The organism is Streptomyces sp. 3211.6, from assembly GCF_003634815.1.
GTDB classification, from domain to species: Bacteria; Actinomycetota; Actinomycetes; order Streptomycetales; family Streptomycetaceae; genus Streptomyces; species Streptomyces katrae_A.
Genome location: NZ_RBXC01000001.1, coordinates 1,318,553 through 1,333,743, shown reverse-complemented (window position 1 = coordinate 1,333,743; position 15,191 = coordinate 1,318,553). Strand labels below are relative to the sequence as shown.

Here is a 15,191-nt window from a genome sequence, read left to right as displayed (position 1 = left end):
CGGTGGCTAGAACCTCTCCGGGTACACAAGGGCGAGGACGAGGTATCCGAGCAGGGAGACGGCCACGACGAGGCCGACGATGTTTTCGGCGGTCACAGCTTGGTCACCCCCCGGGCGATGAGAGCCACCAGCGCGAACACCGCGATCGTGGTGACGACGAAGGCCAGATCGGCCACCGTGAGCTCCTGGGTTGATGGGGAAGAAATGAAATCGGCCAGCTGGCCGATGACGAGATAACCGCGTCTTCAGCCCGGCGTTAAGACGCCTTGACGGGGCCCATACGGGCGCACGGGAAGTCTTAACGCCACCCATACGGGAAGCGCCGGAAAAGGCGGCCGGCCAAGGCGGCCGGAAAAGGCCTGGTCAGCCCTGGGGGTGGGCCAGGCCGGCCGTATCCAGCGCGGAGCCGGCCTGTGCGGCCAGCGCGACGGCCACCAGGCGGTCCTGCTCCGGGGGCAGCGGGCCGGGGAGGGGATCCAGCAGGAAGCGGCCGTAGTAGTGCCCGCCGCCGACGACGCGCAACTCGCTCTCGCCGTCCGGCCAGTCGGCGTACTCGGTCACCCGGCCCGGGCGGTGCCGCCAGAGACCGCCGTCATGCTCGAGGCGCGGCAGGTTTCCCATCAGGGTTCCGTATGCGAAACGGCAGCCGCGCAGCCCCAGCAGGCCGACGAGTTCCCGTCGCACGTACTCGACCACCGCCTCCGGCGAACCGCCGTCCTCGGTGAGCCGGGCGGCTCCCTGGAGGCTCGCCAGACGGGCGGCGTCGGTGATCACGGTCCTCTGGAGCCGCCGTGTGCGCACCGCCGCCTGCGAGACGATCAGGCCGACGGCGAGCAGCAGGCCCGCCGTCTCGAAGTCGCCGCGGCCGGCGATCAGGAACCGTTGATAGGGCGCGGTGAGGAAGAAGTCGAACCAGGCGGCCGCCGACAGCGCGGCCACCGCTCCGGCGACACGCGTACCGATGGCGGCCACCGCGACCACCGCGACGACGAGGACCAGCGCCGCGTTCGTCGCCGAAAGATCCGTGCGGACGGGAACGAGCGCGAGCGCCACGAGGAAGGGGGCCACGAGGGCCGCGAGCAGGGCGGCAGTGTCGTGAAGTCGATACCCGGACATCTGATGCCTCCTGTCCGGACACGAGGGGAGAGCAAGGGCGACGACGTGCCGCCTCTGTCAACACTGCCCCCGCCGGAGGGACGGCGACCCCCCGCGGCCAGGTCTTGACGCACCTCATACGGCTGCCCCGCCCCGGCGTCAAAGTCGCGTGAAGACCGCAGCGGCGGCCGTATGGAAAGCGCCAAGAACACTGGAAATCCGGCCACGGCATTCCGACGCTGTCCCCAGTTTGTCCAACGGAGGAACAGCGAAAGATGTCCATAGACATGGGAAAGCCGAGCACGGCAGGACAGGCCCCCGGCACGGAGGAGCCCCCTGATACCGGCGAACGGGCGACCGCCGCGGGCGAACGCCACCGGCTGACCGCCCTGCAGGGCCTGGCCGCCCTGTCGCTGGACGCGATGGCGTCCGTGGCGTACGGGCCGGAGTCGATCGTGCTGGTCCTGGCCGCGGCGGGTGCCTACGGCTTGGGCTTCACCCTCCCCGTCACCCTCGCGATCGCCGCCCTGCTGGCGGTGCTGGTGGCCTCCTACCGGCAGGTCATCGCCGCCTTCCCGGACGGCGGCGGTTCGTACGCCGTGGCCAGGAAGCACCTCGGCCGGCGTACGAGCCTGGTCGCCGCCGCCTCGCTGATCCTGGACTACGTCCTGAACGTGGCCCTGTCCGTCACGGCAGGCGTCGCCGCCCTGACCTCGGCCTTCCCGGGACTGTACGGGGAGCGGGTGTGGATCTGCCTGGGCATCCTGGTGCTGGTCACCGCCGTGAACCTGCGCGGGGTCGTGGAATCCGCCAAGGCGTTCCTCGTGCCCACCGCCGTGTTCGTCGGGTCGATCCTCGCGATGGTCGTCGTGGGACTCCTGCGCGACGGCCCCGTCAGCACCGCCTCCGCTGCCGGACACGCCTCCGCCCTCGGCGAGGGCGCGACCACCGTGGGCGCGCTCCTGCTGCTGAAGGCCTTCGCCGCCGGCTGCTCTGCACTGACGGGCGTCGAGGCCGTCGCCAACGCCGTACCGTCCTTCCGGGCTCCGGCCGCCCGCCGCGCCCAGCGCACCGAGGTCGCTCTCGGCGCGCTCCTGGGCGTGATGCTGATCGGCCTGTCGATCCTCATCGGCCGCTTCCACCTCCAGCCGGTCGAGGGCGTGACCGTACTCGCCCAGCTCGCGGACGCCTCCTTCGGGCACAACATCGCTTTCTACGTGGTCCAGTTCGCCACGATGGTGCTGCTCGCGCTCGCCGCGAACACCTCCTTCGGCGGTCTGCCGGTGCTGATGAGCCTGCTGGCCCGCGACCACCACCTGCCGCACGTCTTCGCGCTCAAGGCCGACCGCCAGGTCCACCGGCACGGCGTACTCGCCCTGGCCGTCGTGTCCGCCATCCTCCTGCTGTGCTCCGGCGGCGACACCAACACCCTGGTCCCTCTCTTCGCGATCGGCGTCTTCGTCGGCTTCACCATCTGCCAGGTCGGCATGGTCCGCCACTGGTTCGGGGAGCGGCCGCGCGGCTGGCAGGCGAAGGCGGCGCTCAACGGCTCCGGCGCCCTGCTGACCGGAGTCTCGGCCGTCGTCGTCACCGCCACCAAGTTCACCGAGGGCGCCTGGCTGATCGTCGTGGCGCTTCCGCTGCTCGTCCTCGGCTTCGAGAAGATCCACCGCGCGTACACCGAGATCGGTGAACGCCTGGAGCTCGGCCGGATTCCGCAGGCCCCTCGGCGCTCCCGCTCCGTGGTCGTGGTCCCCGTCTCCGGCCTGTCCCGCCTGACCAGCCAGGCCCTCACCGCCGCCGGCTCGCTCGGCGACGAAGTCCTCGCCGTGACCGTCACCCACCCGGCCCCCGAGGACCGGCGGGCAGCCGAAGCCCTCAGGCGGGACTGGGAGTTGTGGAAGCCCGGGGTCGAGCTGATCGAGGTCTCCTCGGAAACGCGCTCGCTCGGCCGCCCCCTTTCGTCGTACGTGCGGAAGCTGGCCCAGACCCACCCGGACGCCCAGGTGACCGTCCTGATCCCGGAGACCGAACCGGCCCGTCTGTGGCAGCGGCTGCTCCAGAACCAGCGCGGCTCCGTCGTCGCCCATGCGGTCCGCCGCGACACGGACGCCGTGATCTGCCGACTCCGCTTCCGCATCACCGCCGACCCGCGCTGACCTGCGCCGACCTGCGCCGATCCGGCGTTGACGCACCTCGGACGGCGGCTTGACGCCCTCTTGCGCGCCGCCGTCAGGAAGGTCGCGAACTGGTCAGGAAACCGGTGTTGTTCGCCGTCGCCGTGGGATCCGCGCCGGGATCTCGCCCGCCCTGCCGGGCCGCACTCGTGAGCTCACCGCGGCCCGCACCCACCGGATGATCCGGATCTGCGAACGCCAGGGCGTCCCCGTCCTCGGCGACCGCGCCTACACGGGCTATTGGTGCACGAGGGCGGTGAACGAGGGTCGGTGCAGGGCCTCGGCGAGTGATGCGCGCCAGTGCGGGAGTACGGGCAGGCCCGCCGCGGCCCAGCGGGCGTGGCCGAGGACGCTGAAGGCGGGCCGGCGGGCAGGGCGCGGGAATGCCGCCGATGCGGTCGGGCGGATGCGGTCCGGATCGAGCCCGCTGAGTTCGTATGCCGCGCGGGCCAGGCCGTACCAGGTGGTGTGGCCGGTCGCGGTGCAGTGGTAGACCCCGGGCGGGGCCTTGTCGGCGTGGCCGAGCATCACCAGGAGACCAGCCAGATCGTGCGTCCAAGTTGGCTGCCCGTACTGGTCGTTGACGACGTCGACGGTCCTCCTGCGGGCGGCCAGGCCGAGCATGGTAGCGACGAAGTTTTGGCCGTGCTCGCCGTACAGCCAGGCGGTGCGCACGATGTAGCCGGTATCGGGGAGGATTTCGGCAACGGCCCGTTCGCCGACCAGTTTGCTGCGGCCGTACGCGTTGACCGGACCGGTCGGGGTCGACTCGGAATACGGCTCGGTGCCGTCCCCCGGCAGGACGTAGTCGGTGGAGACATGCAGCAGTCGAGCGCCGCTGTCCCGGCAGGCATGAGCCAGGTGGCGGACGCCTGTTCCGTTGACGGCGGTGGCGGTGGCCTCGGCGGCCTCGGCGCCGTCGACGTCCGTCCAGGCGGCGCAGTTGATCACCACGTCGTGGCCGGAGACTGCGGTGCGGACGGCCTCCGGGTCGGTGATGTCAAGGGCGGCGCGATCGAGCGCGGTGACTTGCCCGTCTGCCAGCAGGGTCCGCACGTCGCGGCCGAGCATCCCGCCGGAGCCGGTGACCAGCCAGCGGGTCACGTCAGTGCCGCCCGGCTCTTCAGCGGCTCCCACCAGGCACGGTTCTCGCGATACCAGTTGACGGTCGCGGCCAGGCCGTCCGCGAAGGAGATCTGCGGCCGGTAGCCCAACTCTTGTTGGATCTTGGTGATGTCGAGGGAGTAGCGCCGGTCGTGTCCCTTTCGGTCGGGCACCTCCCGGACCATGTCCCAGCCGTGTCCGGTTGCCTCGAGCAGCATGCCGGTGAGCTCCTTGTTCGTGATCTCGCTTCCGCCGCCGATGTGGTAGACCTCGCCGGCCCGGCCGCCGCGGAGCACCAGTTCGATGGCGTGGCAGTGGTCGGAGACGTGCAGCCAGTCGCGGACGTTGCCGCCGTCCCCGTACAGCGGCACCTTCTTCCCCTCGAGCAGGTGCGTGGTGAAGAGGGGGATGACCTTCTCCGGGAACTGGTGGGACCCGTAGTTGTTGGAGCAGCGGGTCACCACGACGTCCAGGCCGTGCGTGCGGTGGCAGGCGAGTGCCAGCAGGTCGGAGCCGGCTTTTGACGCGGAGTACGGCGAGTTGGGGGCGAGCGGCGACTCCTCCGTCCATGAGCCCTTGCCGATCGAGCCGTACACCTCGTCGGTGGAGACGTGCACGAACCGGCCGACGCCGTGCTTGCGGGCGGCATCCAGCAGCACCTGGGTGCCGGTGACGTTGGTCCGTACGAACGCTGCCGCGCCATCGATCGAGCGGTCGACGTGGGACTCGGCGGCGAAGTGGACCACCGCGTCGTGGCCCGGCATCACGGCGTCCACCGTCTCCACGTCGCAGATGTCACCGCGCACGCAGGCGTACCCGGGATGGTGAGCCACCGGCGCGAGGTTTTCCCCGACGCCGGAATAGGTGAAGTTGTCCAGGACGGTGATTCTGCTCTCGGAGTCCGCATTCAGCACGGAGCGGACGAACTCGGAACCGATAAACCCGGCGCCGCCGGTAACCAGGATGCGCATAGTGGGCAGATTCTAGCGCCACTCGGCATATGGCCGAATCGGCCATCAAAGTCATACGCTGTCGCCATGCGAGGCATTCTGTTGGCCGGTGGCACTGGTTCCCGCTTGTGGCCGCTTACTCGATCGGTATCCAAACAACTGCTGCCGGTCTTCGATAAACCGATGATTTACTATCCTATTTCTACCCTGGTCATGGCCGGCATCAGTGAAATCCTGATCGTCACCACGGCCGGCGACCAGCCCCAGTTCCGCCGCCTGCTCGGCGACGGCAGCCAATGGGGCCTCCGCCTTGAATACGCGGTGCAGGTACGCCCGGAGGGCATCGCGCAAGCCCTCGTGCTCGGTGCGGATTTCATCGGGGACGGCCCTGTCGCCCTGATCCTGGGCGACAACATCTTCCACGGCAGCGGCCTCGGCACCAGGCTCGCCCAGCACTCCGACATGAAGGGCGGCAGGGTGTTCGCCTACCCCGTCGCCGACCCGTCGGCGTACGGGGTGGTGGAGTTCGACGAGCTGGGCCAGGTGCTGAGCATCGAGGAGAAGCCGGCCCGTCCGAAATCCAGGTACGCGGTGCCCGGACTGTACTTCTACGACAACCGGGCGGTGGAGATCGCCCAAGGCCTTCGCCCCAGCGCTCGTGGGGAGTTGGAGATCACGGAGGTCAACCGGGCCTATCTGGACACCGGCGAGCTCTACGTCACCCCCCTCGACCGGGGCACGGCCTGGCTGGACACCGGGACCTTCGCCTCGATGGTCCAGGCCTCGGAGTTCGTCCGGGTGATCGAGGAGCGGCAGGGCCTCAAAGTCGGCTGCGTCGAAGAGACGGTCTGGCGGTCCGGACTCGTCGGCGACTCCCAACTGCGCCTGCTGGCAGAACCGCTGCTCCACAGCGGCTACGGCCAGTACCTTCTCGGGCTGCTCGAGGAGGGTGTGCGGTGAAAATCCGCGAGTTGACGATCGCCGGCGCGTTCGAGATCGTCCCGCAGGTGCACGGCGACCAGCGCGGGCTGTTCACCGAGTGGTACCGCTTCGACCGGCTGGCGGAGGCGGTGGGCAGGCCGCTATCACTGGCCCAGGCCAATCTTTCGGTGTCCGCCAAGGGCGTGGTGCGCGGCATCCACTTCGCCGACGTGCCACCCGGGCAGGCCAAGTACGTCACCTGCGTGCGCGGTGCGGTGTGGGACGTGGTGGTCGACCTGAGGGTCGGCTCGCCCACCTTCGGCCGTTGGGAGGGTATCCGGCTGGACGACATCGAGCGTCGGGCGGTCTGTCTCCCCGAGGGGCTGGGCCATGGCTTCTGCGCGCTCACCGACGACGCGACCCTGACGTACCTGTGCTCGACGACGTACCGGCCGACCGCCGAGCACGCGGTCCATCCGCTCGATCCCGACCTGGGCATCGAGTGGCCGGCCGACGCACCGCTGCTCTCCGCCCGGGACGCGGCGGCACCGTCGTGGGCCGAGGCGGTGGTGGGGGGGATGCTGCCGTCGTACGACGTATGCCTGGCGGAGGGCATCTATTCTTGCCGTCCGCCCCGGACAGACCTCAGGAGCGAAGGACGAGCAGCCCGAATGCCGGACCGTACGCCAATTGAATGAAGTGCGGCGACATTCGCTGTCAACCGTCGGTGGGGAATCGGGTCCCGGCACACTGCTGCTGGCACGACTGCGCAACAGCTTGGGCGCTCATTCATGCCGTCCGACGTGATGGTGTGGCATGCCTATGTGACCCGTCACCCCCCTCGGCGTATCGGTTTTCAGCCTGCGGGAAGGTTCCGACATGAAGCGTCAGTCACTTCGCAGATCGTGGATCCGGGCCGTCACTACGCTCGCGGCGTCGGGAACTCTTGGATTGCTTGTCAATCTCGGTTCGTCAACGGCCGCTCCAGCCAACGCGACAGCTACGTCCGTCGATTACTCCATCGGTGTGCCAGGCCCGAACGGTGCTCTGAGTGCCGACTTCGAGCCCCGCCCACCGCGGAGGGCCGATGACGACGGTGGTCACGGTGGCGACGGTGGTCATGGTGGCGACGGTGGTCACGGTGACGATGGTGGTCATGGTGGTCATGGTGGCGACGGTGATCACGGTGGCCATGGTGGCGACGGTGGTCACGGTGGCGACGGTGATCAGGGTGGCCATGGTGATCAGGGTGGCCATGGTGACGACGGTGGCCACGGGGACGAACCAGGCGGGCATGGGACGGGCAATGGCAAGCCTCATGAGCACCCGAGCCCGCACCCCGGTCCCCAGGGCCCCCAAGGCCCCCAAGGCACGCAGGGCCCCCAAGGCACGCAGGGCCCCCAGGGCTTCCAAGGCACGCAGGGATTCCAGGGCACGCAGGGCAGTCAGGGCACCGGGTCCCAGGGCTCCCAAGGCAGTCAGGGCTCCCAGGGCAGTCAGGGTTCTCAGGGCACCGGGTCCCAGGGCAACCAGGGTGTGGCAGGCCCGCAGGGAAGTCAGGGCAGTCAGGGCGGTCTCGGGGCGCAGGGCAGTCAGGGAGGCGCCGGTCCGCAGGGAAGTCAGGGGGCCGCCGGAAGCCAGGGCAGCCAAGGAAACCAGGGCGGTCTCGGGGCGCAGGGCAACCAGGGCGGTACCGGAGCCCAGGGCAGTCAGGGCAGCCAGGGTGGTACCGGTGCCCAGGGCAGTCAGGGCGGTCTCGGGGCGCAGGGCAGTCAGGGTGACGCCGGTCCGCAGGGAAGTCAGGGGACTGCCGGAAGCCAGGGCAGCCAAGGAAACCAGGGCGGTGCCGGGGCGCAGGGCAACCAGGGCGGTACCGGGGCCCAGGGCAGTCAGGGCAGCCAGGGTGGTACCGGTGCCCAGGGCAGTCAGGGCGGTCTCGGGGCGCAGGGCAGTCAGGGTGACGCCGGTCCGCAGGGAAGTCAGGGGACTGCCGGAAGCCAGGGCAGCCAAGGAAACCAGGGCGGTGCCGGGGCGCAGGGCAACCAGGGCGGTACCGGGACCCAGGGCAGTCAGGGCAGCCAGGGTGGTACCGGTGCCCAGGGCAGTCAGGGCGGTCTCGGGGCGCAGGGCAGTCAGGGTGACGCCGGCCCGCAGGGTAGCCAGGGGACCGCCGGAAGCCAGGGCAGCCAGGGCAGCCAGGGCGGTCTCGGCGCGCAGGGCAACCAGGGCGGTACGGGCTCGCAGGGCAGTCAGGGCGATGCCGGCCCGCAGGGAGGTTCGGGCAGTCAGGGCGGTCTTGGGGCGCAGGGCAGTCAGGGTGACGCGGGCCCGCAGGGAAGTCAGGGGACCGCCGGAAGCCAGGGCAGCCAGGGCAGCCAGGGCGGTCTCGGCGCGCAGGGCAACCAGGGCGGTACGGGCTCGCAGGGCAGTCAGGGCGATGCCGGCCCGCAGGGAGGTTCGGGCAGTCAGGGCGGTCTCGGGGCGCAGGGCAGTCAGGGTGATGCCGGTCCGCAGGGTAGCCAGGGGACTGCCGGAGCCCAGGGTAGCCAGGGCAGTCAGGGCGGTGCCGGGGCGCAGGGCAACCAGGGCGGTACCGGAGCCCAGGGCAGTCAGGGCGATGCTGGGGCGCAGGGAGGTTCGGGCAGTCAGGGCGGTCTCGGGGCGCAGGGCAGTCAGGGTGATGCCGGTCCGCAGGGTAGCCAGGGGACCGCCGGAATCCAGGGTAGCCAGGGCAGCCAGGGCGGTGCCGGGGCGCAGGGCAACCAGGGCGGTACCGGAGCCCAGGGCAGTCAGGGCGATGCTGGGGCGCAGGGAGGTTCGGGCAGTCAGGGCGGTCTCGGGGCGCAGGGCAGTCAGGGTGACGCCGGCCCGCAGGGTAGCCAGGGGACCGCCGGAGCCCAGGGTAGCCAGGGCGGTCAGGGCGGTGCCGGGGCGCAGGGCAACCAGGGCGGTACGGGAGCCCAGGGCAGTCAGGGAGACGCCGGCCCGCAGGGAAATCAGGGCAATCAGGGCGGGGTCGGAACCCAGGGAAGCCAAGGCGGTCAGGGTTTTCAGGGCGACACCGGCACGCCAGGATCTCAGGGCGTCCCTGGCACCCAGGGTGGTCCCGGTGTCCAGGGTGGCGCCGGTGTGCAGGGTGCTCAGGGTGGTATCGGTCCGCAGGGTTTCCAGGGTGCGCAGGGCAGTCCGGGTGGTTCGGGAGCCGGCCCGCAGGGCAGTCAGGGCAGCCCCGGCACCCAGGGGTTCCAGGGCAGCCAAGGCAGCCAGGGAGTCCAGGGCAACACCGGCGCCCAAGGGGACCAGGGCAGCCAGGGCTTCCAGGGCAGCCAGGGGTTCCAAGGGGGCGCCGGAGTCCAGGGCAGTCAGGGCGACGCCGGTCCGCAGGGAAGCCAGGGCGGTACCGGTCCACAGGGCGGCGAAGGCAGTCAGGGCGATGTCGGCAGCCAGGGCAGCCAGGGTGGTCCGGGTGTGCAGGGCAGCCAGGGCGATGCGGGGGCGCAGGGAAGTCAGGGCAGTCAGGGCGATGTCGGCAGCCAGGGCAGCCAGGGTGGTCCGGGTGTGCAGGGCAGTCAGGGTGATGCCGGGGCGCAGGGAAGTCAGGGCGGCCAGGGTGGTACGGGAGCCCAGGGCAGCCAGGGCGGTCCCGGTGTGCAGGGCAGTCAGGGCGATGCGGGGGCGCAGGGAAGTCAGGGCAGTCAGGGCGACGAGGGCGCGCAGGGCAGTCAGGGTGGTCCGGGTGCGCAGGGCAGTCAGGGTGACGCGGGGGCGCAGGGAAGTCAGGGCGGCCAGGGCGGTACGGGAGCCCAGGGCAGCCAGGGCGGTCCGGGAGCGCAGGGAAGTCAGGGCGATGCGGGGGCGCAGGGAAGTCAGGGCAGTCAGGGCGATGTCGGCAGCCAGGGCAGCCAGGGTGGTCCGGGTGTGCAGGGCAGTCAGGGTGATGCCGGGGCGCAGGGAAGTCAGGGCGGCCAGGGTGGTACGGGAGCCCAGGGCAGCCAGGGCGGTCCGGGAGCGCAGGGCAGTCAGGGCGATGCGGGGGCGCAGGGAAGTCAGGGCAGTCAGGGCGACGAGGGCGCGCAGGGCAGTCAGGGTGGTCCGGGTGCGCAGGGCAGTCAGGGTGACGCGGGGGCGCAGGGAAGTCAGGGCGGCCAGGGTGGTACGGGAGCCCAGGGCAGCCAGGGCGGTCCCGGTGTGCAGGGAAGTCAGGGTGACGCGGGGGCGCAGGGAAGTCAGGGCAGTCAGGGCGACGAGGGCGCGCAGGGCAGTCAGGGTGGTCCGGGTGTGCAGGGCAGTCAGGGCGATGCCGGGGCGCAGGGAAGTCAGGGCGGCCAGGGTGGTACGGGAGCCCAGGGCAGCCAGGGCGGTCCCGGTGTGCAGGGCAGTCAGGGCGATGCGGGGGCGCAGGGAAGTCAGGGCAGTCAGGGCGACGAGGGCGCGCAGGGCAGTCAGGGTGGTCCGGGTGCGCAGGGCAGTCAGGGCGACGCGGGGGCGCAGGGAAGTCAGGGCGGCCAGGGTGGTACGGGAGCCCAGGGCAGCCAGGGCGGTCCCGGTGTGCAGGGCAGCCAGGGTGACGCGGGAACGCAGGGAAGTCAGGGCAGTCAGGGCGATGTAGGCAGCCAGGGCAGCCAGGGCGGCCCCGGTGTGCAGGGCAGCCAGGGCGATGCGGGGGCGCAGGGAAGCCAGGGCGGCGAGGGAGCGCAGGGCAGCCAAGGCTTCCAGGGCGGTCCCGGCAGCCAGGGCAGCCAGGGCGGTCCAGGACCGCAGGGCAGCCAGGGCACCGAAGGCGGCACCGGCAGCCAGGGCAGTCAGGGCAGTCTCGGGGCGCAGGGGAGCCAGGGCGGTGCCGGGGCCCAGGGCAGCCAGGGCATTCAGGGTGGCACCGGAGCTCAGGGAAGTCAGGGTGGTTCCGGCAGTCAGGGCAGTCAGGGGGCGCAGGGCGACATGGGCACGCCGGGGTCTCAGGGCGTCGCTGGCAGCCAGGGTGGTCCCGGTGTCCAGGGTGGCGCCGGTGTTCAGGGTGCTCAGGGTGGTATCGGTCCGCAGGGTTTCCAGGGTGCGCAGGGTAGTCCGGGTGGTTCGGGAGCCGGCCCGCAGGGCAGTCAGGGCAGCCCCGGCGCCCAGGGTTTCCAGGGCAGTCAGGGCAGTCAGGGCGAAACTGGTGTCCAGGGGTTCCAGGGCAGTCAGGGTTCCCAGGGCAGCCAGGGGTTCCAGGGTGGAGCCGGCGTCCAGGGCAGCCAGGGTGAAGTCGGCAGCCAGGGCAGCCAGGGCGATATCGGGCCGCAGGGCAGCCAGGGCAGCCAGGGCGACGCCGGAGTCCAAGGCGGCCAGGGCGATATGGGGACGCAGGGTTTCCAGGGGAGCCAGGGCGGTGCCGGGCCGCAGGGCAGCCAGGGCGACGCCGGAGCCCAGGGCAGCCAGGGCACACAAGGCGACGCCGGAGCCCAGGGCAGCCAGGGTGGTGTCGGGCCGCAGGGTAGCCAGGGCGGTGCCGGAGTTCAGGGCAGCCAGGGCGATATCGGCCCGCAGGGAAGTCAGGGCAGCCAGGGCACCGCCGGTGCTCAGGGCAGCCAGGGCGGCGCCGGCGTGCAGGGAAGCCAGGGCAGTCAGGGCGACGAGGGCGCGCAGGGCAGCCAGGGTGGTGTCGGGCCGCAGGGCAGCCAGGGCGGTGCCGGAGTCCAGGGCAGCCAGGGTGACGCGGGAACGCAGGGAAGTCAGGGCAGCCAGGGCACCGCCGGTGCTCAGGGCAGCCAGGGCAGTGCGGGCAGCCAGGGAAGCCAGGGCAGCCAGGGCGACGAGGGCGCGCAGGGCAGCCAGGGTGGTACCGGGCCGCAGGGCAGCCAGGGCGGTGCCGGAGTCCAGGGCAGCCAGGGTGACGCGGGAACGCAGGGAAGTCAGGGCAGCCAGGGCACCGCTGGCGCTCAGGGCAGCCAGGGCAGTGCGGGCAGCCAGGGAAGCCAGGGCAGCCAGGGCGACGAGGGCGCGCAGGGCAGCCAGGGTGGTGTCGGGCCGCAGGGCAGCCAGGGCGGTGCCGGAGTCCAGGGCAGCCAGGGTGACGCGGGAACGCAGGGAAGTCAGGGCAGCCAGGGCACCGCCGGTGCTCAGGGCAGCCAGGGCAGTGCGGGCAGCCAGGGAAGCCAGGGCAGCCAGGGCGACGAGGGCGCGCAGGGCAGCCAGGGTGGTACCGGGCCGCAGGGCAGCCAGGGCGGTGCCGGAGTCCAGGGCAGCCAGGGTGACGCGGGAACGCAGGGAAGTCAGGGCAGCCAGGGCACCGCTGGCGCTCAGGGCAGCCAGGGCAGTGCGGGCAGCCAGGGAAGCCAGGGCAGCCAGGGCGACGCCGGAGCCCAGGGCAGCCAGGGTGGTGTCGGGCCGCAGGGCAGCCAGGGCGGTGCCGGAGTCCAGGGCAGCCAGGGCGATATCGGCCCGCAGGGAAGTCAGGGCAGCCAGGGCACCGCCGGTGCTCAGGGAAGCCAGGGCAGTGCAGGCAGCCAGGGAAGCCAGGGCACACAAGGCGACGCCGGAGCCCAGGGCACCCAGGGTGGTGTCGGGCCGCAGGGTAGCCAGGGCGGTGCCGGAGTTCAGGGCAGCCAGGGTGATGCGGGGGCGCAGGGAAGTCAGGGCAGCCAGGGCACCGCCGGTGCTCAGGGCAGCCAGGGCAGTGCAGGCAGCCAGGGAAGCCAGGGCAGCCAAGGCGACGCCGGAGCCCAGGGCAGCCAGGGGTTCCAGGGCGACACCGGTGCGCAAGGAACCCAGGGCAGTCAGGGGTTCCAGGGCGACACCGGTGCGCAAGGAACCCAGGGAATCGGAACCCAGGGGAGCCAGGGCGGTGCCGGGGCCCAGGGCAGCCAGGGCATTCAGGGTGGCACCGGAGCTCAGGGAAGTCAGGGTGGTTCCGGCAGTCAGGGCAGTCAGGGGGCGCAGGGCGACATGGGCACGCCGGGGTCTCAGGGCGTCGCTGGCAGCCAGGGTGGTCCCGGTGTCCAGGGTGGCGCCGGTGTTCAGGGTGCTCAGGGTGGTATCGGTCCGCAGGGTTTCCAGGGTGCGCAGGGTAGTCCGGGTGGTTCGGGAGCCGGCCCGCAGGGCAGTCAGGGCAGCCCCGGCGCCCAGGGTTTCCAGGGCAGTCAGGGCAGTCAGGGCGAAACTGGTGTCCAGGGGTTCCAGGGCAGTCAGGGTTCCCAGGGCAGCCAGGGGTTCCAGGGAGGGGCCGGCGTCCAGGGCAGCCAGGGTGAAGTCGGCAGCCAGGGCAGCCAGGGCGATATCGGCCCGCAGGGCAGCCAGGGCAGCCAGGGCGACGCCGGAGTTCAAGGCAGTCAAGGGTTCCAGGGCGACACCGGCACACAAGGCACACAAGGCAGCCAGGGTTTCCAGGGCGACACCGGGGCACAGGGCAGCCAGGGCTCCCAGGGGGCGCAGGGTTTCCAGGGTTTCCAGGGCGGTACCGGTGCCCAGGGTGGTCAAGGGGCTGTGGGCGCGCAGGGCGTTCAGGGCACCGCGGGTGCGCAGGGCAGTCAGGGCGGCGTTGGCGCGCAGGGTGCGCAGGGCAATCAGGGCTCGCAGGGTGACACCGGCGCGCAGGGCTCCCAGGGGGCGCAGGGTTTCCAGGGTTTCCAGGGCGGTACTGGTGCGCAGGGTGGTCAAGGGGCTGTGGGCGCGCAGGGCGTTCAGGGCACCGCGGGTGCGCAGGGCAGTCAGGGCGGCGTTGGCGCGCAGGGTGCGCAGGGCAATCAGGGCTCGCAGGGTGACACCGGCGCGCAGGGCTCCCAGGGGGCGCAGGGTTTCCAGGGTTTCCAGGGCGGTACTGGTGCGCAGGGTGGTCAAGGGGCTGTGGGCGCGCAGGGCGTTCAGGGCACCGCCGGTGCGCAGGGCAGTCAGGGCGGCGTTGGCGCGCAGGGTGCGCAGGGCAATCAGGGCTCGCAGGGTGACACCGGCGCGCAGGGCTCCCAGGGGGCGCAGGGTTTCCAGGGTTTCCAGGGCGGTACTGGTGCCCAGGGTGGCCAAGGGGCTGTAGGCGCGCAAGGCGTTCAGGGCACCGCCGGTGCGCAGGGCAGTCAGGGCGGCGTTGGCGCGCAGGGCAATCAGGGCAATCAGGGCTCGCAGGGTGACACCGGAGCGCAGGGCTCCCAGGGGGCGCAGGGTTTCCAGGGTTTCCAGGGCGGTACTGGTGCCCAGGGTGGCCAAGGGGCTGTAGGCGCGCAAGGCGTTCAGGGCACCGCCGGTGCGCAGGGCAGTCAGGGCGGCGTCGGCGCGCAGGGCAATCAGGGCAATCAGGGCTCGCAGGGTGACACCGGAGCCCAGGGCAGCCAGGGGGCCCAGGGTTTCCAGGGTTTCCAGGGCGGTACTGGTGCCCAGGGCACCCAAGGGGCTGTGGGCGCGCAGGGCGTTCAGGGCAGCACCGGCGCGCAAGGCAGCCAAGGCAATGTCGGCGCGCAGGGCGCGCAGGGGTTCCAGGGCTTCCAGGGCGGCACCGGAGCCCAGGGCACCCAAGGCAGCCAGGGTTTCCAGGGTTTCCAGGGCGGTACTGGTGCCCAGGGCACCCAAGGAGCTGTGGGCGCGCAAGGCGTTCAGGGCAGCACCGGCGCGCAAGGCAGCCAAGGCAACGTCGGCGCGCAGGGCGCGCAGGGGTTCCAGGGCTTCCAGGGCGGCACCGGAGCCCAGGGCACCCAAGGCACGCAGGGTTTCCAGGGTTTCCAGGGCGGTACCGGTGCCCAGGGCACCCAAGGAGCTGTGGGCGCGCAAGGCGTTCAGGGCAGCACCGGCGCGCAAGGCAGCCAGGGCAACGTCGGTCCGCAGGGCGCGCAGGGTTTCCAGGGCGGTGCCGGTGCCCAGGGAAGTCAGGGCGGCCCCGGTGCGCAGGGCACTCAGGGATTCCAAGGCACTCAGGGATTCCAAGGCAACCAGGGATTCCAAGGCAACCAGGGCGCGAGTCCCGGGGCGCAGAGCACGGTCGTCT

The 15,191-nt window shown here is 71.6% G+C and carries 8 protein-coding genes and 1 pseudogene; 4 read left to right on the top strand and 5 right to left on the bottom strand.

Translation table 11 applies throughout. The features are described from left to right. Window positions 1–6: 6 nt before the first annotated feature. A complete protein-coding gene (gene kdpF, locus BX286_RS06265; RefSeq protein WP_063789431.1) occupies window positions 7–96 on the bottom strand; it encodes a K(+)-transporting ATPase subunit F in 90 nt (29 codons plus the stop codon). A gap of 267 nt (window positions 97–363) precedes the next feature. Continuing rightward, window positions 364–1,116 carry a DUF4118 domain-containing protein gene (locus BX286_RS06260; protein WP_121014698.1) on the bottom strand — a complete coding sequence of 251 codons (753 nt, stop codon included), beginning with the start codon at window positions 1,114–1,116 and terminating at the stop codon, window positions 364–366. Between the two features lie 254 nt (window positions 1,117–1,370). Between BX286_RS06260 and BX286_RS06255 the strand changes: the two genes are divergently transcribed. Beyond that, the gene (locus BX286_RS06255) at window positions 1,371–3,254 is read left to right on the top strand and encodes an APC family permease (RefSeq protein ID WP_121014697.1); all 1,884 of its coding nucleotides are present in this window, start codon (window positions 1,371–1,373) and stop codon (window positions 3,252–3,254) included. A 139-nt stretch (window positions 3,255–3,393) separates the two neighbouring features. Continuing rightward, window positions 3,394–3,511: pseudogene (locus tag BX286_RS06250) on the top strand (IS5/IS1182 family transposase); the annotation flags it as partial. Here BX286_RS06250 and rfbD read toward each other — a convergent pair. Further along, window positions 3,510–4,376 carry a dTDP-4-dehydrorhamnose reductase gene (gene rfbD, locus BX286_RS06245; protein ID WP_121014696.1) on the bottom strand — a complete coding sequence of 289 codons (867 nt, stop codon included), beginning with the start codon at window positions 4,374–4,376 and terminating at the stop codon, window positions 3,510–3,512. The pseudogene BX286_RS06250 and the gene rfbD sit on opposite strands and share 2 nt — an antisense overlap. Continuing rightward, window positions 4,373–5,347 (bottom strand): dTDP-glucose 4,6-dehydratase, encoded by a 975-nt coding sequence (rfbB, locus tag BX286_RS06240; protein ID WP_079424499.1) that lies wholly within the window; start codon window positions 5,345–5,347, stop codon window positions 4,373–4,375. The genes rfbD and rfbB overlap by 4 nt, the downstream gene beginning before the upstream one ends. Before the next feature lie 66 nt (window positions 5,348–5,413). Between rfbB and rfbA the strand changes: the two genes are divergently transcribed. Together rfbA and rfbC are read left to right on the top strand one after the other, a co-directional pair. Further along, window positions 5,414–6,286: a glucose-1-phosphate thymidylyltransferase RfbA gene (gene rfbA, locus BX286_RS06235; RefSeq protein ID WP_079424498.1), complete on the top strand. Its 873-nt coding sequence runs from the start codon at window positions 5,414–5,416 to the stop codon at window positions 6,284–6,286. 2 nt (window positions 6,287–6,288) lie between these two features. Then, window positions 6,289–6,945 (top strand): dTDP-4-dehydrorhamnose 3,5-epimerase, encoded by a 657-nt coding sequence (gene rfbC, locus BX286_RS06230; protein ID WP_199848474.1) that lies wholly within the window; start codon window positions 6,289–6,291, stop codon window positions 6,943–6,945. Window positions 6,946–7,219: 274 nt separating this feature from the next. On the opposite strand, the gene BX286_RS36990 is transcribed toward rfbC, so the two are convergent. Next, window positions 7,220–15,112, bottom strand: a complete 7,893-nt coding sequence (locus BX286_RS36990) for a hypothetical protein (RefSeq protein ID WP_222842052.1) — start codon at window positions 15,110–15,112, stop codon at window positions 7,220–7,222. Between the last annotated feature and the right edge of the window lie 79 nt (window positions 15,113–15,191).

What these genes read in the sequence shown, in the direction of transcription:
- rfbB (WP_079424499.1), bottom strand. Translation starts at nt 5,347, where the DNA reads ATGCGCATCCTGGTTACCGGCGGCGCCGGGTTTATCGGTTCCGAGTTC.
- rfbA (WP_079424498.1), top strand. Translation starts at nt 5,414, where the DNA reads ATGCGAGGCATTCTGTTGGCCGGTGGCACTGGTTCCCGCTTGTGGCCG.
- BX286_RS06255 (WP_121014697.1), top strand. Translation starts at nt 1,371, where the DNA reads ATGTCCATAGACATGGGAAAGCCGAGCACGGCAGGACAGGCCCCCGGC.
- BX286_RS06260 (WP_121014698.1), bottom strand. Translation starts at nt 1,116, where the DNA reads ATGTCCGGGTATCGACTTCACGACACTGCCGCCCTGCTCGCGGCCCTC.